The organism is Stenotrophomonas lacuserhaii, assembly GCF_039674585.1.
In the GTDB taxonomy this organism is placed as follows: domain Bacteria; phylum Pseudomonadota; class Gammaproteobacteria; order Xanthomonadales; family Xanthomonadaceae; genus Stenotrophomonas; species Stenotrophomonas pennii_A.
The window spans coordinates 1-23,167 of sequence record NZ_JBDJNU010000007.1; the positions used below are offsets into that span (position 1 = coordinate 1).

The 23,167-nt window shown below is 66.0% G+C and carries 16 protein-coding genes; 8 read left to right on the top strand and 8 right to left on the bottom strand.

The genetic code is table 11. The features are described from left to right. Positions 1-166: 166 nt before the first annotated feature. The 3 genes from acnB to ABE522_RS04410 are packed head-to-tail and all read right to left on the bottom strand — an operon-like array spanning position 167 to position 3,449. Positions 167-2,758: a bifunctional aconitate hydratase 2/2-methylisocitrate dehydratase gene (gene acnB / locus ABE522_RS04400; protein ID WP_346590674.1), complete on the bottom strand. Its 2,592-nt coding sequence runs from the start codon at positions 2,756-2,758 to the stop codon at positions 167-169. A gap of 60 nt (positions 2,759-2,818) precedes the next feature. Further along, entirely contained in the window at positions 2,819-3,217 is a 399-nt protein-coding gene (locus ABE522_RS04405; protein ID WP_346590675.1) for a type II toxin-antitoxin system VapC family toxin, read from the bottom strand. Positions 3,218-3,224: 7 nt separating this feature from the next. After that, complete coding sequence (locus ABE522_RS04410; RefSeq protein WP_346590676.1) at positions 3,225-3,449, bottom strand: AbrB/MazE/SpoVT family DNA-binding domain-containing protein; 225 nt, start codon at positions 3,447-3,449, stop codon at positions 3,225-3,227. Positions 3,450-3,680: 231 nt separating this feature from the next. Between ABE522_RS04410 and acnA the strand changes: the two genes are divergently transcribed. The 3 genes from acnA (at position 3,681) to ABE522_RS04425 (ending at position 7,829) form a co-directional block, all read left to right on the top strand. After that, positions 3,681-6,434: an aconitate hydratase AcnA gene (gene acnA / locus ABE522_RS04415; RefSeq protein WP_346590677.1), complete on the top strand. Its 2,754-nt coding sequence runs from the start codon at positions 3,681-3,683 to the stop codon at positions 6,432-6,434. Between the two features lie 382 nt (positions 6,435-6,816). After that, complete coding sequence (locus ABE522_RS04420; RefSeq protein ID WP_346590678.1) at positions 6,817-7,191, top strand: type II toxin-antitoxin system Phd/YefM family antitoxin; 375 nt, start codon at positions 6,817-6,819, stop codon at positions 7,189-7,191. Further along, positions 7,191-7,829, top strand: coding sequence for an ATPase (locus ABE522_RS04425; protein WP_346590679.1), 639 nt, complete (start codon positions 7,191-7,193; stop codon positions 7,827-7,829). Before ABE522_RS04420 ends, ABE522_RS04425 begins: the two co-directional genes overlap by 1 nt. Positions 7,830-7,968: 139 nt before the next feature. Here the strand turns inward: ABE522_RS04425 and ABE522_RS04430 are convergent, their stop codons facing one another. Next, positions 7,969-9,522 carry a BCCT family transporter gene (locus ABE522_RS04430; protein WP_346590680.1) on the bottom strand — a complete coding sequence of 518 codons (1,554 nt, stop codon included), beginning with the start codon at positions 9,520-9,522 and terminating at the stop codon, positions 7,969-7,971. 171 nt (positions 9,523-9,693) lie between these two features. Here ABE522_RS04430 and betI point away from each other — a divergent pair, with 171 nt between their 5' ends. The 5 genes from betI (at position 9,694) to ABE522_RS04455 (ending at position 16,769) form a co-directional block, all read left to right on the top strand. Then, positions 9,694-10,284 (top strand): transcriptional regulator BetI, encoded by a 591-nt coding sequence (gene betI / locus ABE522_RS04435; protein ID WP_346590681.1) that lies wholly within the window; start codon positions 9,694-9,696, stop codon positions 10,282-10,284. Between the two features lie 69 nt (positions 10,285-10,353). Further along, positions 10,354-11,826 carry a betaine-aldehyde dehydrogenase gene (gene betB / locus ABE522_RS04440; protein WP_346590682.1) on the top strand — a complete coding sequence of 491 codons (1,473 nt, stop codon included), beginning with the start codon at positions 10,354-10,356 and terminating at the stop codon, positions 11,824-11,826. Positions 11,827-11,947: 121 nt separating this feature from the next. After that, positions 11,948-13,627, top strand: coding sequence for a choline dehydrogenase (betA, locus tag ABE522_RS04445; RefSeq protein WP_346590683.1), 1,680 nt, complete (start codon positions 11,948-11,950; stop codon positions 13,625-13,627). Between the two features lie 326 nt (positions 13,628-13,953). Then, the gene (locus ABE522_RS04450; protein WP_346590684.1) at positions 13,954-15,630 is read left to right on the top strand and encodes a long-chain fatty acid--CoA ligase; all 1,677 of its coding nucleotides are present in this window, start codon (positions 13,954-13,956) and stop codon (positions 15,628-15,630) included. Between the two features lie 269 nt (positions 15,631-15,899). After that, positions 15,900-16,769 carry a crotonase/enoyl-CoA hydratase family protein gene (locus ABE522_RS04455; RefSeq protein ID WP_346590685.1) on the top strand — a complete coding sequence of 290 codons (870 nt, stop codon included), beginning with the start codon at positions 15,900-15,902 and terminating at the stop codon, positions 16,767-16,769. Positions 16,770-16,865: 96 nt separating this feature from the next. Here the strand turns inward: ABE522_RS04455 and ABE522_RS04460 are convergent, their stop codons facing one another. The 4 genes from ABE522_RS04460 to prfB all read right to left on the bottom strand — a co-directional run bounded on the left by ABE522_RS04460 (position 16,866) and on the right by prfB (position 23,145). Next, positions 16,866-19,040: an ATP-binding protein gene (locus tag ABE522_RS04460; protein WP_346590686.1), complete on the bottom strand. Its 2,175-nt coding sequence runs from the start codon at positions 19,038-19,040 to the stop codon at positions 16,866-16,868. A gap of 2 nt (positions 19,041-19,042) precedes the next feature. Next, positions 19,043-20,182, bottom strand: a complete 1,140-nt coding sequence (rpfG, locus tag ABE522_RS04465) for a cyclic di-GMP phosphodiesterase response regulator RpfG (RefSeq protein WP_346590748.1) — start codon at positions 20,180-20,182, stop codon at positions 19,043-19,045. 195 nt (positions 20,183-20,377) lie between these two features. Beyond that, positions 20,378-21,895, bottom strand: a complete 1,518-nt coding sequence (lysS, locus tag ABE522_RS04470; RefSeq protein ID WP_182657496.1) for a lysine--tRNA ligase — start codon at positions 21,893-21,895, stop codon at positions 20,378-20,380. A 124-nt stretch (positions 21,896-22,019) separates the two neighbouring features. After that, positions 22,020-23,145 (bottom strand): peptide chain release factor 2 gene (prfB, locus tag ABE522_RS04475; RefSeq protein WP_101099674.1). Its coding sequence is split into 2 segments (ribosomal slippage): positions 22,020-23,069 and positions 23,071-23,145, totalling 1,125 coding nucleotides; the frame shifts between segments, so codons are not numbered across the junction. Between the last annotated feature and the right edge of the window lie 22 nt (positions 23,146-23,167).

The window sequence follows — 23,167 nt, forward strand, 5'->3', positions numbered from 1 at the left end:
GTGCTTGCCTCCCTCCGTCTGCTTGGGGCCCTGGGGGCCCCCCCCCCCCCCCCCCCCCCCCCCCCCCCCCCCCCACCCCCAACCCAAAAACCCCCCTGGTTCACACCAGAGGGGTTCGGGAACTCACGAGCTGCCGACCAAGGTCGGCACTACGAAAGCAGATGAATCAGGCGGCGACCGGCTTGCCCGCTTCCTGATACTCCTCGATCTGATCGAAGTTCATGTAACGGTAGATCTCCGCACCGCTGGCTTCCAGCACGCCCACGTCCGCCATGTACTCTTCCTTGGTCGGAATCCGGCCCAGGCGCGAGCAGATCGCCGCCAGTTCCGCCGACCCCAGGTACACGTTCGAATTGCGGCCCAGGCGGTTCGGGAAGTTGCGGGTCGAGGTCGAGAACACCGTCGCGCCCTCGCGCACCTGCGCCTGGTTGCCCATGCACAGCGAGCATCCCGGCATTTCCATGCGTGCACCGGCGCTGCCGAAGGTGCCGTAGTGGCCCTCGCGGGTCAGCTCGGAGGCATCCATCTTGGTCGGCGGAGCCACCCACAGCTTGGTCGGGATGTCACGCTTGCCTTCCAGCAGCTTGGCCGCCGCACGGAAGTGACCGATGTTGGTCATGCACGAACCGATGAACACTTCGTCGATCTTGGCACCGGCGACGTCGGACAGCATCTTGACGTCGTCCGGATCGTTCGGGCACGCCACGATCGGCTCGTGAATGTCGGCCAGGTCGATCTCGATCACCGCGGCGTACTCGGCATCGGCATCCGGTGCCAGCAGCTGCGGATCAGCCAGCCATTCCTTCATCTTGTCGATGCGACGCTGCAGCGAACGCGGATCCTGGTAGCCCTCGGCAATCATCCACTGCAGCAGGGTGATGTTGCTGGTCAGGTATTCGATGATCGGCGCCTTGTCCAGGTGCACCGAGCAACCGGCGGCGGAACGCTCGGCCGAGGCATCGGACAGTTCGAACGCCTGTTCGACCTTCAGGTCCGGCAGGCCTTCGATTTCCAGGATGCGACCGGAGAAGATGTTCTTCTTGCCGGCCTTGGCCACGGTCAGCAGGCCGGCCTTGATCGCGTACAGCGGGATCGCGTTGACCAGGTCGCGCAGGGTCACGCCCGGCTGCATCTTGCCCTTGAAGCGCACCAGCACCGATTCCGGCATGTCCAGCGGCATCACGCCGGTGGCGGCAGCGAAGGCGACCAGGCCCGAACCGGCCGGGAACGAAATGCCCACCGGGAAACGGGTGTGCGAGTCACCGCCGGTGCCGACCGTGTCCGGCAGCAGCATGCGGTTGAGCCAGCTGTGGATCACGCCGTCGCCCGGACGCAGCGAGATGCCGCCACGGGTGGAGATGAACTCCGGCAGGGTGTGGTGGGTCTTGACGTCGACCGGCTTCGGGTAGGCCGCGGTGTGGCAGAACGACTGCATCACCAGGTCGGCCGAGAAGCCCAGGCAGGCCAGGTCCTTCAGTTCGTCACGGGTCATCGGACCGGTGGTGTCCTGCGAACCGACCGAGGTCATCTTCGGTTCGCAGTAGGTGCCCGGGCGCATGCCCTGGCCTTCCGGCAGGCCACAGGCGCGGCCGACCATCTTCTGCGCCAGCGAGAAGCCCTTGCCGGTGTCGGCCGGCTGCACCGGCAGGCGGAACAGGTCGGTGACCGGCATGCCCAGCGCTTCGCGCGCCTTGGCGGTCAGGCCACGGCCGACGATCAGCGGGATGCGGCCACCGGCGCGCACTTCGTCGAACAGCACGTCCGACTTGACCTGGAATTCGGCGATCACTTCGCCGTTCTTCAGCGCCTTGCCGTCGTACGGACGCAGCTCGATGACATCACCGTGCTCCATCTGCGTGACGTCCAGCTCGATCGGCAGCGCGCCGGCATCTTCCATGGTGTTGTAGAAGATCGGGGCGATCTTCGAACCCAGGCAGACACCACCGAAACGCTTGTTCGGGATGAACGGAATATCTTCGCCGGTGAACCACAGCACGCTGTTGGTGGCCGACTTGCGCGACGAACCGGTACCGACCACGTCGCCCACGTAGGCGACCAGGTGGCCCTTGTCCTTCAGCGACAGGATTTCCTGGATCGGGCCGCGCTTGCCGTCTTCTTCCGGCACGAACGCCGCGTCGGGACGCTTGTTTTTCAGCATCGCCAGCGCGTGCAGCGGGATGTCCGGGCGGGTGGTGGCGTCCGGCGCCGGCGACAGGTCGTCGGTGTTGGTTTCGCCCGGCACCTTGAACACGGTCAGGGTCATGCTCTGGGCCACTTCCGGACGGCTGGTGAACCATTCGGCATCGGCCCAGCTCTGCAGCACGGACTGTGCGTTGGCGTTGCCGGCCTTGGCCTTTTCCTGCACATCGTGGAAGGCATCGAACACCAGCAGGGTGTTCTTCAGCGCGGCTGCGGCGATCACGCCGACGCTGGCGTCATCCAGCAGCTGGACCAGCGGGGCGACGTTGTAACCGCCGAGCATGGTGCCCAGCAGTTCGGTGGCGCGCTCGCGGCTGATCAGCGGGTTCTGCTCGCTGCCGAAGGCGATGGCGGCCAGGTAGGACGCCTTGACCTTGGCGGCATCATCCACGCCGGCCGGCACGCGGTGGGTCAGCAGGTCCAGCAGGAAATCGGCTTCGCCGGCAGGCGGGTTCTTCAGCAGTTCAATGACATCGGCCGTCTGCTGCGCGGTCAGCGGCAGGGGCGGGATGCCAAGCGCAGCGCGCTCGGCGACGTGGTGGCGGTAGGCTTCCAACATGACAACTCCCGGGTAATGCGGTGAATACAACGATTGGATGAAGCGGTAAAGCGGTAAGGCTCAGGCCTGCGGCACGATCAGCTTCAGGCCCTTGAAATAATCCCGATAGAACGTGTCGTTCCAGGTGATCAGGCCGTCGCACTGCAACAGCGCGTGGGCCCCGACCATGAAGCCGTCCAGGCTGCGGCGTTCGTTGCCGCGCTGGCGGTGGCGGCGTTGCATCTCGCCGGCGCGCAGGGCCGATTTGGCTTCCATCGCGTTGAAATGCACGCCCATTTCCTCCAGCGCTTCCAGCACCTCGGCCCCGCCGCGCAGCGCAGCGCAGACTTCGGCCAGGGTCGCCCCGCAGACCACCACGCGGCCGCCGACCAGGCTCTGCCGCAGGCAGGCTTCCACCGCATCGGCCTGCGGGCCGTTGCTGAGCAGCTCGATCAGGACCGGGGAATCAACAGCGATCATGGCCGGCTTACTGGTCGTCACGGACAGCCTTCACAGCCGCATCGGTCGAGTCGAAGCCATCCAGTGCGAACTTGCCGCGGGCGCGCGAGATGGCGTCGTCCACGCTCTTGCGCAGGATGATCCGGCCGCCTTCCAGCTCCACGGTCAGCTGGGTGCCCTTGGTCAGACCCAGCGCATCGCGGACCGCCTTGGGCAAGGTGATCTGGCCGCGTTCAGCTACGGTGGCTTCCATGGGTAGGCCCTCTTCGGTATGTACGAATTATACATACTTTTCAGAAAGGGGACGGAGGGGATTAAGGCGTTTCCGGCTTCAAGGGGCCGAAAACGCCTTAATCCCCTCCGTCCCCTTTTTGGGGCGTGATGACATCGGCGCTACATCTGAATGTGTAAGATTTCACGCTGAGCAAGCAGGCGCGCCTGGTGCGCGGCCGTTGCAAGCCAATTCGCAAAGGAGTCATCTGCAATGAGTGATTCGTTCTCCACGCGCAGCCAGCTGGACGTAGGCGGCAAGCGCTACGATTACTTCAGCCTGCCCAAGCTGGGCCAGCGCTTCGATATTTCCCACCTGCCCTATTCGATGAAGATCCTGCTGGAGAACCTGCTCCGGCATGAGGATGGCGGGGTCACCGTGGGCGAGGACCACATCGAAGCGGTCGCCACGTGGGACCCGAAGGCCGAGCCGGAAATCGAGATTGCCTTCATGCCCGCGCGCGTGGTGCTGCAGGACTTCACCGGCGTGCCCTGCGTGGTCGACCTGGCGGCGATGCGCGATGCGGTGGTCAAGCTCGGCGGCAGCCCGGAGCAGATCAATCCGCAGATTCCCTCCGAGCTGGTCATCGACCATTCGGTGCAGGTGGATGTGTTCGGCAAGCCCGATGCGCTGGACCTCAACGGCAAGATCGAATTCCAGCGCAACCAGGAACGCTACGGCTTCCTGCGCTGGGGCCAGAAGGCGTTCGACAACTTCAAGGTGGTGCCGCCCAATACCGGCATCGTCCACCAGGTGAACCTGGAAAACCTGGCCCGCGTGGTGATGGCCGTCGACAAGGACGGCACCCAGGTTGCCTATCCGGATACCGTGTTCGGCACCGACAGCCACACCACCATGATCAATGGCATCGGCGTGCTGGGCTGGGGCGTGGGCGGTATCGAGGCCGAGGCGGCGATGCTGGGCCAGCCTTCTTCGATGCTGATCCCGCAGGTCGTCGGCTTCAAGTTGACCGGCCAGATGCCCGAAGGCGCGACCGCGACCGATCTGGTGCTGACCGTCACCCAGATGCTGCGCAAGCACGGGGTGGTCGGCAAGTTCGTCGAGTTCTTCGGCGAAGGCCTGCAGCACCTGCCGCTGGCCGACCGCGCGACGATCGGCAACATGGCACCGGAGTACGGCGCGACCTGCGGCATCTTCCCGATCGATCACGAATCACTGAACTACCTGCGCCTGTCCGGCCGCCCGGAAGAGCAGATCGCGCTGGTTGAAGCCTATGCGAAGGCGCAGGGCCTGTGGCACGACGCCGATACCGCGCACGCCCAGTACAGCGCCACGCTGGAACTGGACATGGGCACGGTCAAGCCGTCGCTGGCCGGGCCGAAGCGCCCGCAGGACCGCGTGCTGCTGGAAGACGTGCAGGCCAACTACCGTGAAGCGCTGGTCGGGCTGACCACCAACCGCGACAAGAAGGACGTGGATGTCTCAACCTTCGTAAACGAAGGCGGCGGCACCGCGGTGGGCAACGAACAACTGGCGAAGGGCCAGGTTGACGTGGAACTGGATGGCAAGGCGTTCCGGCTGAAGGATGGCGCGGTGGTGATCGCAGCGATCACCTCGTGCACCAACACCTCCAATCCGGCGGTGATGATCGGTGCCGGCCTGCTGGCCCGCAATGCGGCCGCGCGCGGACTCAACCGCCAGCCGTGGGTGAAGACCTCGCTCGGACCAGGTTCGCGCGTGGTCACCGATTACCTGTCCAAGGCCGGCGTGCTGACCGAACTGGAGAAGCTCGGCTTCTACGTGGTGGGCTATGGCTGCACCACCTGCATCGGCAACTCCGGCCCGCTGCCGGCCGAAGTCAGCGCGGGCATCGCGCTGGGCGACCTGGTGGTGACCTCGGTGTTGTCGGGCAACCGCAATTTCGAAGGCCGCGTGCACCCCGAAGTAAAGATGAACTACCTGGCCAGCCCGCCACTGGTGGTGGCCTACGCGATCGCCGGCACCACCGACATCGACCTGACCACCGAACCGTTGGGCACCGGCAGCGATGGTCAGCCGGTGTTCCTGCGTGACATCTGGCCGAGCAACAAGGAGATCGGCGATGTGATCGCCGCGACCCTGGGGCCGGAGATGTTCAAGCAGAACTACGCCGACGTGTTCAAGGGTGATTCGCGCTGGAACACCATCGCCTCGCCCGACGGCGATCTGTACGAGTGGGACGATGGGTCCACCTACATCAAGAACCCGCCCTACTTCGAGGGCATGACCATGCAGGTCGGCACCATCGACGATGTACATGGCGCGCGGGTGATGGGGCTGTTTGGCGATTCGATCACCACCGACCACATCTCCCCGGCCGGCAACATCAAGAAGGAATCGCCTGCGGGCCGCTTCCTGCAGGAACGCGGCGTGCAGCCGGCCGACTTCAACAGCTACGGCAGCCGTCGTGGCAACGATGACGTGATGGTCCGCGGCACCTTCGCCAACATCCGCATCAAGAACCTGATGTTCGGCGGCGAAGAAGGCGGCAACACGCTGTATTACCCGGCCAGCGGTGGCGAGCCGGAGAAGCTGGCGATCTATGACGCGGCGATCAAGTACAAGGCCGACGGCGTGCCGCTGGTGGTGCTGGCCGGCAAGGAGTACGGCACCGGTTCTTCGCGTGACTGGGCCGCCAAGGGCACCCTGCTGCTGGGGGTCAAGGCGGTCATCGCGGAAAGCTTCGAGCGCATCCATCGTTCCAACCTGGTCGGCATGGGCGTGCTGCCGCTGCAGTTCCGCAATGGTGAGAACGCGCAGTCGCTGGGCCTGGACGGGTCGGAAGTGTTCGACATCACCGGGCTGAAGGATGGCGCCAGCAAGCGTGCGACGGTCAGCGCGAAGAAGGCCGATGGCACGGTGGTGACCTTCGAGGCTTCGGTGATGTTGTTGACGCCGAAGGAAGTGGAGTACTTCCGCCACGGTGGGTTGCTGCAGTACGTGTTGCGTCAGTTGGCGGGGCGCTGAGGGGTCGGGTCTGGTCGAACGGGCTGGGCCCCCTCGCGGCTGGTGGGCTCGTTTCCGGGGGTGGCGACGGGTGGGTGGAGGGTCCGGGGGACGGCAGAAACCGCTCCTGCGGGCCTCGTTTCGCGCCATCCATGGCGCTCAACGCCCCCGCACCCTCCCCCCACCCGTCGCCCGGACGGTTTCCGGGGGCCATCAGCCTCGTATGAAAAATAGAAAAGGCAGGTGCTTCCAGCACCTGCCTCTGCTTTGCTTTGCCCCTCCCCCTCCCTCGCAGCAACGAGGCGCCACCGGAAAAATGATTAATTCTTATTTTAGACAATTCATATAAAAAGGACGAAACAGGAGTAATCTCGACCCCAAGGCACATCCTGTGGAGTCCGCCATGCTGCACGCCCCGATCACCTTCGAACCGATCACCGAACTCACCCGCACCACCGCCTCCTCGGTGAAGGAACACTGGCGCAAGGTCATGCAGGAAGTCCGCGAACAGCGCATGGTCGTGGTCACCAACCACAATGAACCGCAAGCGGTAATCATCTCCGCCGACCAGTACCGTGCCCTCCAGGCCAAGGTCGAAGCACTGGAACAGTCGCTGGACGAACTGCGCAGCCAGACCCCCGCCCTGGCCGAACTGCGCAAGGGCTTCGACGAACGCCTGGCCGTGCTGCAGCAGGCCGAGGCCGGCCAGCGCGCACGCGACCTGCTGCGTCACCCTGCCCGCCTGGGCGGCAAGGTCAAGGCCGGTTCCGGCTACTGATGACGCGTCCGTTCCTGTACGTGCTGGCCGGGGTCAACGGCGCCGGCAAGAGCTCCATCGGTGGCCACCTGCTGCGTGAGGCGGGACTGGACTGGTTCAATCCGGACACCTACGCCCGTGCGCTGGTGCGCCAGTTGGGCGTCGGCCAGGCCGAGGCCAATGGACAGGCCTGGCAGGAAGGCGTCAGCCGCCTGCAGGCCGCCTTGGCAGACGGCAGCAACCATGCCTTCGAAACCACCCTGGGCGGCAATTCCATCACCGCGATGCTGCACGAGGCCACCCGCACGCACGATGTGCTCATGTGGTTCTGCGGGCTGTCCAGTCCGGAGCAGCACATCGCGCGGGTGAAGGCGCGCGTGCAGGCCGGCGGCCACCCGATCAACGAAGCCGACATCCGGCGCCGCTGGCCATTGGCGCAGCAGAACCTGATCGGCCTGATGCCGGTGCTGGCCGCGCTGCAGGTGTATGACAACAGCGCAGAGGCCGCGCCCGGCGAAGCGGTGCCGGATCCACGGCTTGTGTTGCAGATGGACGGCGGACAGCTGGAATGGCCGTCCGCCGAAGACCTGGCACAGCTGCGGCAGACACCGGACTGGGCCGTGCCGCTGGTGGAAGCGGCGTTGCGAACAGCTTCCTGAAAAGGGGTCAGAGTCCTGACTCTGACCCCGGACCCCAGGAGCCGCCGAGCATGGCTCGGCGCTACCAGAGCGTGACGACCAACGGTCGTCACCCACCGGGCTATCCGTCGTCGTCCACCGGACCCATGGTCGTCCCGCTTCAGCGCCGGTGTGGCGCGTCCGGGTCGGTGCGCAGGGCGCGCAGCAGGCCCACCATGTAGAACGCCAGGGTGAACGAGAACGGGAGGCCGCACAGCACCACGGCGGTCTGCATGGCCCCGAAATTGCCGGCCAGCAGCAGGCCGATGCTGACCACGGTGATCACCACCGCCCAGAACACCCGCAGCCAGATCGGCGCGTCATGGCCATCTTCCACGCCACCGTCCACGCGCCGCGTGCACAGGTTGGCGATCATCAACGTGCCCGAATCCACCGGGGTCAGGAACAGCACGAAGCCGATCACCACCGCTGCACCGGCCACGTACGGGGCCCACGGCAGGTACTCCAGCAGCTTGAACAGGGTCATCGCCGCGTCGGCCTTGGCGACCTCCCCGAGCACCGCCTGGCCATGGTTCAGCACCAGGTCGATGGCGGTGTTGCCGAAGATCGACAGCCACGCCAGGGTGAAGCCCAGCGGGATCAGCAGCACGCCCAGGATCACCTCGCGGATGGTGCGCCCGCGCGAGATGCGCGCCACGAAAAGCCCCACGAACGGCGCCCAGGCGATCCACCAGGCCCAGTAGAACAGCGTCCAGCTGCCCAGCCAGTCACGGCCGTCCGGCTGGTTGAGGTAGACGTCGAAACTCTTGCGCACGAACGAGGCCAGGTAATCACCGGTGTTCTGCACCAGCCCATCAAGCAGGTGCAGGGTCGGCCCGGTCACCAGCACGAACAACAGAAGCAGGCACAGCAGGCGAACGTTGAGGTTGGACAACCAGGCGATGCCCTTCTCCACCCCGGCCACCACGCCGATGGTGGCCACCACCATCATCACCAGCACGATCATCACCAGGGTCTGCGGCGTATCGGGCACGTTGAACAGGTAGCTCAACCCGGACTGCACCACCAGCGCCCCGATGCCCAGGTTGGTGACCATCGACACCAGCGTCGCCAGGATGCCGAAGCCGTCCACCATGTCGCCGATCCGGCCATGGATGCGTTCGCCGAAGATCGGGTACAACGCCGAGCGCAATGCCAGCGGAAGGTTGCGACGGTAGGCGAAGTAGCCCAAAGCGACACCCACCAGCGCGTACAACGCCCAGCCGTGCAGGCCCCAATGCAGGAAGGTCAGCACCATCGCCTCGCGACTGGCCGCGACCGTGCCGCCCTGCTGTCCCGGCGGGGTCAGGAAGTGGTCCAGCGGCTCATAGGCGCCGTAATACAACAACGCGATGCCGATACCGGCCGAAAACAGCATCGACACCCAGGGCACGTAGGCGAAGGCAGGCGATTCTTCGTTGTGGCCGAGCCGGATGCTGCCGTAGCGGGAAAACGCCAGCCACAGCACGAAGCCCAGGCAGGCCACGATCAGCAGCATGTACCACCAGCCGAACGCAGCGGAGACCTGCGCCTGCGCGACCTGCAACCAGTGCTCGCTGGCCTGCGGGTTGAGCACGGTGAGCAGGCCCAGCACGCCGATGGACAGCGCCGAACTGAAGAAGACGAAACCGTTCAGTCGCAGCGGCGACGGCGCGGAGGAAGCCTTGGAAGACATCGTGTTGTCTCACCGATCCGAGGGGCGCAGGGTCCGGCCGGATCGAAGGGACCGGGACCAGGGCGTGGGGACGCGAGCGCATCCTACGCCTTTCTTGATTGAACGTTCAATCAATAAAAAGTATAGTGGTCCCCATCACCGGACCCCCCGGTCGCAGTGCATGGAGAGACAATGCCCAAGAAAGGCATCGAACCGGTCCGGCGCGAACAGCTGATCCGGGCCACCTTCCAGACCATCCACGAGATCGGCCTGGCCGACGCGACGGTGGCCACCATCGCGCGCAAGGCCGGACTGTCCACGGGCATCGTGGCGCACTACTTCGGCGACAAGGACGGCCTGCTGAACGCCGCCATGCGGCAGATCCTGCGTGAGCTGAAGACCGCGGTGGCGCGCTTCCGCGACACCTGTGCCGACGATCCCCGCGCGCAGCTGCGGGCCATCGTCGATGGCAATTTCGACGACAGCCAGACCAACGGCACCGCGATGCGCGTGTGGCTGACCTTCTGGGCAGCGAGCATGCACCAGCCGGAACTGGCCCGCCTGCAGCGCGCCAACGACCAGCGCCTGTATTCGAACCTGTGCCACCAGTTCAAACGCATGCTGCCTGGCGAACAGGCCACCCTGGCCGCCCGCGGGCTGGCCGCCATGGTCGATGGCCTGTGGCTGCGCGGCAGCCTGGTCGGCGGTGACTTCAACGCCGACAACGCACGCCGCATCGCCTACGCGTACATCGACTTCCAGTTACAGGCAAACGCGCTATAAGCGCTTGAACGCCCGCTCCCCCCTCCCCCCTCTCCCCTTCCCCTTCCCCTTCCCCTTCCAGGAGTTCCCATGTCCACCCTGCCCCTGCAGCAGCTCTATATCCACGGCAAGCTGGTCGACGCCACCAGCGGCCAGACCTTCCAGAGCATCAACCCGGCCACCGGCGAGGTGATCGCCGAAGTGCAGATCGCCAGCCAGGCCGACGTCGAGCGCGCCGTGGCCAGCGCCGCCGAAGGGCAGAAGGTGTGGGCGGCGATGACCGCGATGGAACGTTCGCGCATCCTGCGCCGCGCGGTGGACATCCTGCGCGAACGCAATGACGCGCTGGCGCAACTGGAAACCCTGGACACCGGCAAGGCACTCAGCGAAACCACCACGGTGGACATCGTCACCGGTGCCGACGTGCTGGAGTACTACGCCGGCCTGGCCACCGCCATCGAAGGCAACCAGGTGCCGCTGCGCGAATCCAGCTTCTTCTACACCCGCCGTGAACCGCTGGGCGTGGTCGCCGGTATCGGCGCATGGAACTACCCGGTGCAGATCGCGCTGTGGAAGTCCGCCCCGGCGCTGGCGGCTGGCAATGCGATGGTGTTCAAGCCGTCCGAAGTGACCCCGCTGACCGTGATTGAACTGGCGAAGATCTACACCGAAGCCGGCGTGCCGGACGGTGTGTTCAACGTGGTGCAGGGCCCGGGCCGCGACGTGGGCCAGTGGCTGACCGAACATCCGGTGATCGAGAAGATCTCCTTCACCGGCGGCGTGGAAACCGGCAAGAAAGTGATGGCATCGGCGGCCTCGTCCTCGCTGAAGGAAGTCACCATGGAACTGGGCGGCAAGTCGCCGCTGGTGATCTGTGACGACGCCGCGCTGGAACGCGCCGCCGACATCGCGGTGATGGCCAACTTCTTCAGCTCCGGCCAGGTCTGCACCAACGGCACCCGCGTGTTCGTGCCGCGCGCCATGCTGGCAGCGTTCGAAGCGGCCGTCGTGGAGCGCGTCAAGCGCATCCGCATCGGTGATCCGCAGGATGCGCAGACCAACTTCGGCCCGATGACCAGCTTTGCGCACATGGACAACGTGCTGCGCCTGATCGAGACCGGCAAGCGCGAAGGTGCCCGCCTGCTGGTCGGCGGCGGGCGGGCCACCGACGGTGCGTTGGCCAAGGGCGCCTACGTCCTGCCGACCGTGTTCTCCGACTGCCGCGATGACATGACCATCGTGCGCGAAGAGATCTTCGGGCCGGTGATGAGCATCCTCGCCTACGACGACGAGGAAGAAGTCATCGCCCGCGCCAACGATACCCACTTCGGCCTCGCCGCCGGCGTGGTCAGCAATGACATCGCCCGTGCGCACCGCGTCATCCACCGCCTGGAAGCCGGCATCTGCTGGATCAACACCTGGGGCGAATCGCCGGCGGAAATGCCGGTGGGCGGTTACAAGCAGTCCGGCGTGGGCCGCGAGAACGGCATCTCCACGCTGGCCCACTACACCCGCATCAAGTCGGTGCAGGTGGAACTGGGCGACTACGCCAGCATTTTCTGATCCGAGCGCTGCGGCCGGGCGGCCGTCGCTGCGGCCGGGCGTGCCCCTCCCCCCACGCCCGGCCACCCTACCCCGCCAGCTGGCGCGACCGCGCGCTGCCCGGCCTGCAGGAGACAACACCATGAGCACCCCCAACGAGTACGACTACATCATCATCGGTGCCGGTTCGGCCGGCAACGTGCTGGCCACCCGCCTCACCGAAGATGCCGACGTCAGCGTGCTGCTGCTGGAGGCCGGCGGACCGGATTACCGCCTGGACTTCCGCACCCAGATGCCGGCCGCGCTGGCCTTCCCGCTGCAGGGCAAACGCTACAACTGGGCGTATAAAACCGATCCCGAGCCGCATATGAACAACCGGCGGATGGACTGCGGACGCGGCAAGGGCCTGGGCGGTTCCTCGCTGATCAACGGCATGTGCTACATCCGCGGCAACGCGATGGACTATGACAACTGGGCCAGCATGCCGGGCCTGGAAGACTGGACCTACGCCGACTGCCTGCCGTACTTCCGCAAGGCCGAAACCCGCGACATCGGCGGCAACGATTACCACGGCAGCGATGGCCCGCTGCAGGTCACCACGCCGAAGGCCGGCAACAACGAACTGTTCGCGGCGATGATCGAAGCCGGCGTCCAGGCCGGCTACCCGCGCACCGATGACCTCAACGGCTACCAGCAGGAAGGCTTCGGTCCGATGGACCGCACCGTGACCCCGCGCGGCCGTCGTTCAAGCACCGCGCGCGGCTACCTGGACCAGGCGCGCGCGCGACCGAACCTGACCATCGTCACCCATGCACTGACCGATCGCATCCTGTTCTCCGGCAAGCGTGCGGTGGGCGTGGCATGGCTGCGCAACGACGAACCGCAGAAGGCGCGTGCGCGTCGCGAAGTCCTGCTGTGCGGCGGTGCCATCGCCTCCCCGCAGGTGCTGCAGCGGTCCGGCGTGGGCCCGGCCGACCTGCTGCGCGGGCTCGGCATCGAGGTGCTGCATGACCTGCCCGGCGTCGGCGCCAACCTGCAGGACCATCTGGAAATGTACCTGCAGTACGAATGCAAGAAGCCGGTTTCGCTGGCCCCGGCACTGAAGCTGTACAACCAGCCGGCGATCGGCGCGGAGTGGCTGTTCAACGGCACCGGCACCGGCGCCAGCAACCAGTTCGAAGGCGGCGGTTTCATCCGCAGCAACGAAGAATTCGCCTGGCCCAACCTGCAGTACCACTTCCTGCCGGTGGCGATCAATTACAACGGCTCCAACCCGATCAAGGAACACAGCTTCCAGATGCACGTCGGTTCGATGCGCTCGCCCAGCCGGGGCCGCATCCACGTGCGTTCGACCGATCCGCGCGTGCATCCGAGCATCCTGTTCAATTACATGTCCCATGAGCAGGATTGGCGCGAGTTCCGCGACGGTATCCGCATCACCCGCGAGATCTTCGGCCAGCCGGCGCTGTCACCGTACACCGGCCGCGAGATCTCACCGGGAAGCCAGCTGCGCACCGATGCGGAGATTGACGCATTCGTCCGCGAACATGCCGAAACCGCCTACCATCCGTCGTGCTCGAACAAGATGGGCAGTGCCGCCGATCCGATGGCAGTGGTCGATGGCCACGGCCGCGTGCACGGGATGGAAGGCCTGCGCATCATCGACGCCTCGATCATGCCGCAGGTGGTCACCGGCAACCTCAACGCCCCGACCATCATGATGGCCGAGAAGCTGGCCGACGTGCTGCGCGGGCGGGCGCCGCTGCCGCGCAGCACCGCCCCGTACTTCCAGGCCAACGGCGCCCCGGCGCGCAGGAAATAAGGTAGTGATGGCCTGGCCTGGTGGGTGACGCCCTGGCCTGGTGGGTGACGACCGTTGGTGGGTGACGACCTGGCCTGCTGGGTGACGACCTGGCTTGGTGGGTGACGACCTGCCTTGGTGGGTGACGACCGTTGGTCGTCACGCTCCAAAGGCATGCCGCTGCGCTCGCCGAGCATGGCTCGGCGCTACCGATCATCAGTGCAGAGGCCCGCCATTGGCGGGCCTCTTCGCGTTTTTCATCCGGGACGGTATGCTGCCAAGGCTGGATCTGACCGATACTGGCTACAGAACCAACCCAAACATCACAGTTTCCTGGAGGGGGAAAGATGAGCCTGGAACGTCCCTGGTTGCAGAGTTACCCGCAAGGCGTGCCCGCCGAGATCGACATCAACGAGTTCCACTCGGTCTCCTCCGTCTTCGACGCCTCGGTGGCCAAGTACCGGGATCGTCCCGCCTACTCCAGCTTCGGCAAGGTGCTCACCTATGGCGAGACCGACGCACTGGTGGAGCAGTTCGCCGCCTACCTGCTCGGCGAACTGCAGCTGAAGAAGGGTGACCGCGTCGCCCTGATGATGCCCAACTGCCTGCAGTACCCGATCGCCACCTTCGGCGTGCTGCGCGCCGGCCTCACCGTGGTCAACGTCAACCCGCTGTACACCGCGCGCGAGCTGAAGCACCAGCTGGTCGACGCCGGAGTCACCGCGCTGGTGGTGGTGGACAACTTCGGTGACACCGTGCAGGCCGTCATCGCCGACACGCAGGTCAAGCACGTCATCACCACCGGCCTCGGCGACCTGCTCGGTGCGAAGGGCGTGATCGTCAACTTCGTACTGAAGTACATCAAGAAGATGGTCCCCAACTACACCCTCAAGGGTGCGGTGCGCTTCACCCAGGCGCTGAAGCTGGGCAGCCGTCACGACCTGCCGAAGGTCGAGATCGACCACGACGACATCGCCTTCCTGCAGTACACCGGCGGCACCACCGGCGTGGCCAAGGGCGCGATGCTGACCAACCGCAACCTGGTCGCGAACATGCAGCAGGCGTCGGCATGGATCGGCGCGTCGGGCGTCGAGCCGGGCAAGGAATGGATCATCACCGCCCTGCCGCTGTACCACATCTTCGCGTTGACCGCGAACGGCCTGGTCTTCATGAAGTTCGGCGGCTGCAACCACCTGATCACCAACCCGCGCGACATGAAGGGCTTCGTAAAGGAGCTCAAGGGCGTGCGTTTCACCGCCATCACCGGCGTCAACACGCTGTTCAATGGCCTGCTCAACACGCCCGGTTTCGATGAGGTGGATTTCTCCACGTTGAAGGTCACCCTGGGCGGCGGCATGGCGGTACAGCGAGCGGTCGCCGAGCGCTGGAAGAAGACCACCGGCGTCACCCTGGTGGAGGCTTACGGCCTGACCGAAACCTCGCCGGCGGCCTGCATCAACCCGCTGACCCTGGCCGAGTACAACGGGTCGATCGGCCTGCCGATTCCGTCCACCGATGCGTGCATCAAGGACGACAACGGCACTGTGCTGGGCCTGGATGAAGTCGGCGAGCTGTGCATCAAGGGCCCGCAGGTCATGAAGGGCTACTGGCAGCGCCCGGAAGATACCGCCGCGGCGATCGATGCCGACGGCTGGCTGCACACCGGCGACATGGCGAAGATGGACGCGCAGGGCTTCTGCTACATCGTCGACCGCAAGAAGGACATGATCCTGGTGTCCGGCTTCAACGTCTATCCGAACGAGGTCGAGGACGTCATCGCGATGATGCCCGGCGTGCTGGAAGTGGCGGCGGTCGGCGTGCCGGACGAGAAGTCCGGCGAGATCGTCAAGGTGGTGATCGTCAAGAAGGATCCGAGCCTCACCGCCGAGCAGGTGAAGGAGCACGCCCGGGCCAACCTGACCGGCTACAAGCACCCGAAGATCGTCGAGTTCCGCAAGGAGCTGCCGAAGACCAACGTCGGCAAGATCCTGCGCCGCGAGCTGCGCGACGCGCCGCCGGCCTGATCCAATCGGGTAGCGCCGAGCCATGCTCGGCGAGCGCAGCGGCAAAGGCCACAAGCGTGACGACCAACGGTCGTCACCCACCGCAAGGCAGGTGGCCTCCGCCAGCCCCGTTGACACAACGATGAGCGAAAAGTGAAAAGCCCGGGGCGTAAACGTCCCGGGCTTTTGCATTTGGTGCGACTGGGCCGGTGTAGCATCCCCGCGAGTGGACCCGTTCGGCCCGCCGACCACCGATTTTCCCGCGGGCCCGCCATGCCGAGGAACCTGCCATGAGCACCATCGAAAAGCTGCCCGTCAACCGCCCTTACACCACCATCCGCACCGAGGACAGCGCCGCTGGCGCCGCCCATTGGCTGTTCATGCACGCAGATGCCGCCACCGGTATCCGCCCCTGCTGCCGCAAGGACATGCTCGATGAGATGTGGAGCTACATGAGCGCCGTCACCCGGGGGCCTGCCAGTCGCCATGATGGGCGCCTGCGCCATTTCGTGCTGGCTTCCGACGCCACCGCCTACAACCTGGGCGGCGACCTGGACCTGTTCACCCGGCTGATCCGCGAAGGCAATCGCGACCGCCTGCTGGCCTATGCACAGCGCTGCGTGGAAGGCGTGCACCACCTGCATACCGGGTTTGGCGGTGACGTGCGTTCGATCGCGCTGATCCAGGGCGATGCGCTGGGCGGCGGACTGGAAATGGCGCTGGCCTGCCACACCATCGTCGCCGAGGAAGGCGCCGGCATGGGCCTTCCCGAAGTGCTGTTCGGCCTGTTCCCAGGCATGGGCGCCTACTCGTTCCTGTGCCGCCGCGTGGCGCCGCAGCTGGCCGAAAAGATCATCCTGGATGGACGCATCTACAGCGCCGAGGAAATGCATGCGATGGGCGTGGTCGACGTGCTGGTCAGGAAGGGCGAAGGCCGCCAGGCAGTGGAGGACCTGATCCGCCAGCACCAGCGCATCCCGCAGTCCTACCTGGCGATGAATGCCGCCCGCAACCTGGCCCAGGCCGTCAGCTATGACGAGTTGCTGGAAATCACCAAGGTCTGGGTGGATTCGGCATTGGCCCTGGGCGATCGCTCGCTGCGCACGATGGACCGGCTGATCAAGGCCCAGACCCGCCGTGCAGGCCTTGACGCGGCCTGAGCACCCCCTCCCCCCCAGGTTGAACCGACACGTGCCGGCGACCGGCCGGCACGTTCCGCAACCGGCCGCACCCTGCCCGGGCCCTCCTCGCCGTCTTCAGCGCGGGTCGGCCTCGTCCACGCCGGGCTGGTTGCGGTGCGCGGCACGCGCCGCCAGCGCCAGCCGACCTTCCTTGAGCGCGCCCGCCAGCACCGACAGGCGCTGGCGCCACTCGGCCTTGAGCTGCCAGTCCGCCATCCGCATCAGCTCACCGGCGCGGTTGGACACCCGCACCAGTCCCAGGTTGCTGGCCACGCCCTTGATCGCGTGGGCCTGCTCGCGGAACTGCACCCAGTCCATCCCCTCGCCTTCCGCATGGGCCTTGCGCATGCAGCTCTCCGCATCGCCCAGGCACTGGCGGACGAACTCTCTTTCAAAGCCGTCGCCCATGCCCAGGGAAGCCAGTTCATCCAGCACGCCGGAATCCAGCACGCCGTCGGTGCCGCCGGTCAGGGTGCGCACGATCGGCGCGGAAGGTTTGAGGTCGCGGTTGGAGGCGATCTCCGCCAGCGTATCCAGCAGCCGCACCGCCACCACCGGCTTGGCCAGGAAGGTATGCGCACCGGCCTGCTGGCAGCGCTGGATGGCGTCCGGGGTGACGTCGGCGCTGAGCACCAGCACCGGCGTGCGCGGCGCGCCACCGGCCTGCATCACCCGCAGCTCCTTCAGCATGTCCAGCCCGCTCATGCCCGGCATGTGCAGGTCGACGATGGCCGCATCGAAATCACTTTCGGCCATGGCATCCAGCACCGCTTCGCCCCCGTTGACGCACAGCACGCGGTGCCCGGCCTTCTGCAGCAGGCGCTGCAGCACCATGCGGTTGGCCTCGTGGTCGTCGGCCACCAGGATGCTCATGCTGCGCACCCGCGCGCGGTGCCGCAGGAACGGATCGGCGAAGGCGATGACGTTGCCGTTGCTGCTGTCCAGCGGGTTGCCGACCAGCGCCGGGGTGATCCCCACGCGCTCCGGCAGCGGCGGGGCGAACGGCACTTCGAACCAGAAGCGGCTGCCCTGTGGCAGGTTCTCCTGGTAGCCGATCTCGCCGCCCATCGCTTCCACCAGGCCCTTGGCGATGGTGGTTCCCAGGCCGGTGCCTTCATGCCGCCGGGCCATGCTGACATCGGCCTGCTCGAACGCTTCGAACAGCCGCGGACGCATCGGCACGGCCACGCCGATACCGGTGTCGATGATTTCAAAGCGCAGGCGGACACCGCCATCGGCCGCGGCACTGACCACGTCGATGCGGATCTCCACCCTGCCGTGGTCGGTGAACTTCACCGCATTGCCGGCCAGGTTCAGCAGCACCTGGCGCAGGTGCCCGGTATCGCCACGCAGCCGGGGCGGCACGGCTTCATCCACCCGCACGCGGTAGTCCAGCCGCTTGGCCTTGGCCTGCGGCAGCAGGATCAGGCCGATGGCCTGCACCACGTCACCCAGGGCGAAATCTTCGGCGACCACGCGCAGCTTGCCCGCTTCGATGGCCGAAATATCGAGGACTTCCTCCACCAGCGCCAGCAGGCTGCGCGAAGAGGCCTGGATGGTGTTGAGGCACTCGCGCTGCTCTTCATCCAGTTCGGTAGTGGCCAGCACTTCGGTCATGCCCGCCAGCCCGTTCAAGGGCGTGCGGAATTCGTGGCTCATGTTGGCCAGGAAGCGGCTCTTGGCCTCGCTGGCGCGGCGTGCTTCGGCCATCGCTTCGGTGAGCTGGCGCAGCAGCGTGGAAAAGTACAGCGGCACCGCAGCCAGGCCCAGCCACAGCCCGAACGCCAGCCGCGCGTTGTCGACCCAGTAGTCGGTGTACAGCGCGGTACAGCCGAAGCTGATCATCGCCATCGCAACGGCGAGGTAGAGGTAGTTGTTGCCGAAGCGCATGCCGTTGCCCACCGTGACCCACATCACCACGATGTAGACCCACGACAGCGGCTCGCCCATCTGGATCATGCCGGCGGCAATCAGGCCATAGTCCGCCAGCATGCCCAGGATGCGCCGCGGGTCGGAGCGTTGCGGACGCCACAGCAGCCAGCCGAAGGCCAGCAGGGACAGCCCCAGTCCGCCCAGCACGATCGCCAGCACGCCCACGTACTGGTCATGCGGCAGGTCGTTGCGCACGCCCGGCATCAGCACATAGGCCAGGATCAGGCTGATCAGCACGATGCGGACGATCTGCTGCCCGTGCTCGGAATCCTGGCGCTGGGCCAGGCGATTGCGCAGCCGGGGCAGCAGCGCGTGCATGCTCACAACCCGGGTCGCGCCGACGCGGTGGAGTGTTCGGCGCAGATCTGCGCCAGCTGCTCGCGACCGCGCAGCAGCGCATCGACCACGCGCGGATCGAACAGCCGGCCACGCTGCGCGTACAGGTAGGCCAGGGTCGCGTCGAAGGTCCACGCTTCTTTGTACGGACGCGGCGAAATCAGCGCGTCGAACACGTCGGCCACCGCCACGATCCGCGCTTCCAGCGGGATCGCATCGCCGACCAGGCCGTCTGGATACCCGCTGCCGTCGTAGCGCTCGTGGTGGCGCAGCGCGATCAGCGCGCCGATCTGGATGAAACGGTTCTGGCTGCCGCTCAACAGTTCATGGCCGATGCGCGGGTGGCGACGCATGATCACCAGCTCTTCGTCGGTCAGCTTGCCCGGCTTCAGCAGGACTGCATCGGGAATGGCGATCTTGCCCATGTCGTGCAGCGGCGCCGCCATCTCGATCAGCTTGACCTCCTCTTCGGGAAGCCCCAGCTGCTCGGCGATCAGCCCGGCCACGCGGGACATGCGTTCCAGGTAGGCGCTGGTGCCCGCATCACGGTATTCGATGGCACGTGCGAGCCGCGACAGCGTTTCGCGTTCGCGCTCTTCCACTTCGTGCATGCTGGCAAGCAGCCGCTGCTCCAGCGACAGCGCCCGCTGCTTCACGTTTTCCGATTGCTGGCGCAGCTGCAGCAGGTTGTAGCAGCGCGCGCGCAGTTCGCGCGGACGGATCGGCTTGACCAGGAAATCGATCACCCCGGCCTCCAGCGCGGCCTGCCGGATCGGCTCGTCGCCGACCACGGTGATCAGGATGACCGGGATGTCGCGGTGCTTGGGCAGGCGACGGAAACGCCGGGCGAACTCCAGCCCGTCCATCTCCGGCATGCGGTAATCCAGCAGCAGCAGGTCGACCGGCTGCGATTCGCACCAGTTGAGCGCGGCCAGCGGATCGCCGAAATCGTGCACGCTCAGTTCCGGCGCGATGTCTTCGATGACATGGCGCAGCATCGTCCGCGCGGACGTCTGGTCGTCGACGATCACAATATTCAACGCTGCTTCCGCCTGCTTGTTCGACCACCCCGGGATCAGGGTCGGCGAGGATAACCCGCCATTCTGTACGCCCGCACCCTGCACCTGTCCGATACCTGCCATGCGCTCCCCGGATCTTGATCGCCGTCACATTGTGAAGGCGTAAAGGACGCGACCCATCGCCTCCCCCCCGGCAATCGGGTCATTCCGGCCACTCAGCGGCCTCGCCGATACCATACTCCAGCGCCCGCCCGCACGGTAGCGCCGGGCCGCCCGTGCAGGCAGCGCCGGCTGTCCGGGTCAGGCTTCCGGACGCATGTAGGGGAACAGCAGCACGTCACGGATCGAGCTGCTGCCGGTCAGCAGCATGACCAGGCGGTCGATGCCGATGCCCAGGCCGCCGGTCGGCGCCATGCCGTACTCCAGCGCGCGGATGTAGTCGGCGTCGTAATGCATCGCCTCGTCGTCGCCCCCGTCCTTGGCGGCGACCTGCGCCTGGAAGCGCGCCGCCTGGTCTTCGGGGTCATTCAGCTCGGAGAAGCCGTTGGCCAGTTCCTTGCCGTTGATGAACAGCTCGAAGCGGTCGGTGTAACCCGGCGCGTCGTCGTTGGCCCGGGCCAACGGCGACACTTCCACCGGATGGTCGGTGATGAAGGTCGGCTGGATCAGGGTGTGCTCGACGGTGGCTTCGAAGATCTCCAGCAACAGCTTGCCCCAGCCGTAGGACGGCTTGATGCGGATCTTCAGGCGCTCGCAATGGGCGACCAGCGCATCGCGGTCGGTGCAGTCGGCCAGGCTGATTTCCGGGTTGTGGTGGCGCACTGCTTCGTCCATGCGCCAGCGGCGGAAGGCCGGGGCCAGGTCGATGCGGGCACCGTCCCACTCCACTTCGGTGGTGCCCAGCACCTGGCGGGCGACATCCCGGATGACCCCTTCGGTCAGGTCCATTACTTCGGTGTACGTGGCGTAGGCCTCGTACAGCTCCATCATGGTGAATTCGGGGTTGTGGCGGGTGCTGACGCCTTCGTTGCGGAAGTTGCGGTTGATCTCGTAGACGCGCTCCAGCCCGCCCACGACCAGGCGCTTCAGGTAGAGCTCCGGCGCCACGCGCAGGTACAGGTCCAGGTCCAGCGCGTTGTGGTGGGTGGTGAACGGCTTGGCCGTGGCACCGCCGGGGATGTAATGCATCATCGGCGTTTCGACTTCCAGGAAGTCGCGGTTGTCCAGCCAGGCGCGCATGGCGCGGATGATCCGGGAGCGCTTGATGAACACCTCGCGCGACTCCGGCGTCACGATCAGGTCCACATAGCGCTGGCGGTAGCGCTGCTCCACGTCGGCCAGGCCATGCCACTTGTCCGGCAGCGGACGCAGCGACTTGGTCAGCAGGCGGATGCTTTCGGCCTTCACCGACAGCTCGCCGGTACGGGTGCGGGTCAGGCCGCCTTCCACCGCGATGATGTCACCCACGTCCCAGCCCTTGAAGGCGGTGTAGGCATCGCCCAGCACGTTGCCCTGCAGGAATACCTGGATGCGGCCGGATTCGTCCTGGATCTGGGCGAAGCTGGCCTTGCCCATGACCCGCTTGGCCATCAGCCGGCCGGCCATCCTGACCCGGCGCTCGTTGGCCTCCAGGGCTTCGGCGGTCCAGCTTTCGGCGTCGGCGAAATCCGCCTGCAGGCTGCCGGCGAAGTCTTCGCGACGGAAATCGTTCGGGTAGGCGATGCCCTGGGCCCGCAGCGCGGTCAGTTTGGCGCGACGCTCGGCGATCAGGCTGTTTTCGTCGACGGGGGGCTGCGGCGCGGCGGTCTGCTCGTTCATGGGCTTGGTCGGTCGTTGTCTGTGGGGGGGTCTTCAGGGATTCGCGCCCGCCGAGGATACGACGGACCGGGGGTGGCTGCGGCTGCAGCCACCGGGCGGGTCACCATGCAGGCGACCCGCAGGCTCAGGCGTCGCTGCGTTTGGCGCCCGCTTCCAGGCCGGATTTCAGGCTGGCCTCGATGAACTCATCCAGGTCGCCGTCCAGCACCTTCTGCGTGTCGGTACGCTCGATGCCGGTGCGCAGGTCCTTGATACGGCTCTGGTCGAGCACGTAGTTGCGGATCTGGCTGCCCCAGCCGATATCGGACTTGGTCGCTTCCAGGGCATCGCGCTCGGTGTTGCGCTTCTGCACTTCCAGCTCGTACAGCTTGGCGGCCAGCATCTTCATCGCGGTGTCGCGGTTCTGGTGCTGGCTGCGGCCGGTCTGGCAGGCAACCACGGTATTGGTCGGGATGTGCGTGATGCGCACCGCCGACTCGGTCTTGTTGACGTGCTGGCCACCGGCACCGGAGGAGCGGTACACGTCGGTGCGCAGGTCGGCCGGGTTGATGTCGATTTCAATGTTGTCATCGACCTCCGGGGACACGAACACCGAGGTGAAGCTGGTGTGCCGGCGGTTGTCCGAATCGAACGGCGACTTGCGCACCAGGCGGTGCACGCCGATCTCGGTCTTCAGCCAGCCGTAGGCGAACTCACCTTCCACGCGGAAGGTGGCCGATTTGATGCCGGCCACATCGCCGCCGGACACTTCCATCAGTTCGGTCTTCCAGCCGCGCGCTTCGCACCAGCGCAGGTACATGCGCAGCATCATTTCGGCCCAGTCCTGGGCTTCGGTGCCACCGGCGCCGGCCTGGATGTCGACGAAGGCGTTGCAGCTGTCCATCTCGCCGGAGAACATGCGCTGGAACTCCAGCTGCTCCACGTGCTTGAGATACTTGTCCAGGTCGGCGACCACCGCATCGGCGGTTTCCTGGTCCTGTTCGCTCTCGGCCAGTTCCAGCAGGTCGGTGGATTCCACCAGGCCATCGAGGATGCTGGCGATGCCGCCCACGGTCTTTTCAAGCAGCGAGCGTTCACGCCCCAGGTTCTGGGCGTACTCCGGCTTGTTCCAGATATCCGGGTTTTCCAGCTCCCGGGTTACTTCTTCCAGGCGTTCTTTCTTGACGTCGTAGTCAAAGATACCCCCTGAGCGAGACCACGCGATCGGTGAGATCGGTGATTCGCTGGCGGACAGGATTCAGCTCGAGCATGTCGGCGGTTTCGTGTTCGAAA

Excerpts from the sequence above, each read along its gene's own strand:
- ABE522_RS04430 (WP_346590680.1), bottom strand. The coding sequence starts at position 9,522 with ATGTCTTCCAAGGCTTCCTCCGCGCCGTCGCCGCTGCGACTGAACGGT.
- ABE522_RS04455 (WP_346590685.1), top strand. The coding sequence starts at position 15,900 with ATGAGCACCATCGAAAAGCTGCCCGTCAACCGCCCTTACACCACCATC.
- ABE522_RS04410 (WP_346590676.1), bottom strand. The coding sequence starts at position 3,449 with ATGGAAGCCACCGTAGCTGAACGCGGCCAGATCACCTTGCCCAAGGCG.
- lysS (WP_182657496.1), bottom strand. The coding sequence starts at position 21,895 with ATGAACGAGCAGACCGCCGCGCCGCAGCCCCCCGTCGACGAAAACAGC.
- acnA (WP_346590677.1), top strand. The coding sequence starts at position 3,681 with ATGAGTGATTCGTTCTCCACGCGCAGCCAGCTGGACGTAGGCGGCAAG.
- betI (WP_346590681.1), top strand. The coding sequence starts at position 9,694 with ATGCCCAAGAAAGGCATCGAACCGGTCCGGCGCGAACAGCTGATCCGG.
- ABE522_RS04425 (WP_346590679.1), top strand. The coding sequence starts at position 7,191 with ATGACGCGTCCGTTCCTGTACGTGCTGGCCGGGGTCAACGGCGCCGGC.
- betA (WP_346590683.1), top strand. The coding sequence starts at position 11,948 with ATGAGCACCCCCAACGAGTACGACTACATCATCATCGGTGCCGGTTCG.
- ABE522_RS04460 (WP_346590686.1), bottom strand. The coding sequence starts at position 19,040 with ATGCACGCGCTGCTGCCCCGGCTGCGCAATCGCCTGGCCCAGCGCCAG.
- ABE522_RS04420 (WP_346590678.1), top strand. The coding sequence starts at position 6,817 with ATGCTGCACGCCCCGATCACCTTCGAACCGATCACCGAACTCACCCGC.
- ABE522_RS04450 (WP_346590684.1), top strand. The coding sequence starts at position 13,954 with ATGAGCCTGGAACGTCCCTGGTTGCAGAGTTACCCGCAAGGCGTGCCC.
- ABE522_RS04405 (WP_346590675.1), bottom strand. The coding sequence starts at position 3,217 with ATGATCGCTGTTGATTCCCCGGTCCTGATCGAGCTGCTCAGCAACGGC.
- acnB (WP_346590674.1), bottom strand. The coding sequence starts at position 2,758 with ATGTTGGAAGCCTACCGCCACCACGTCGCCGAGCGCGCTGCGCTTGGC.
- betB (WP_346590682.1), top strand. The coding sequence starts at position 10,354 with ATGTCCACCCTGCCCCTGCAGCAGCTCTATATCCACGGCAAGCTGGTC.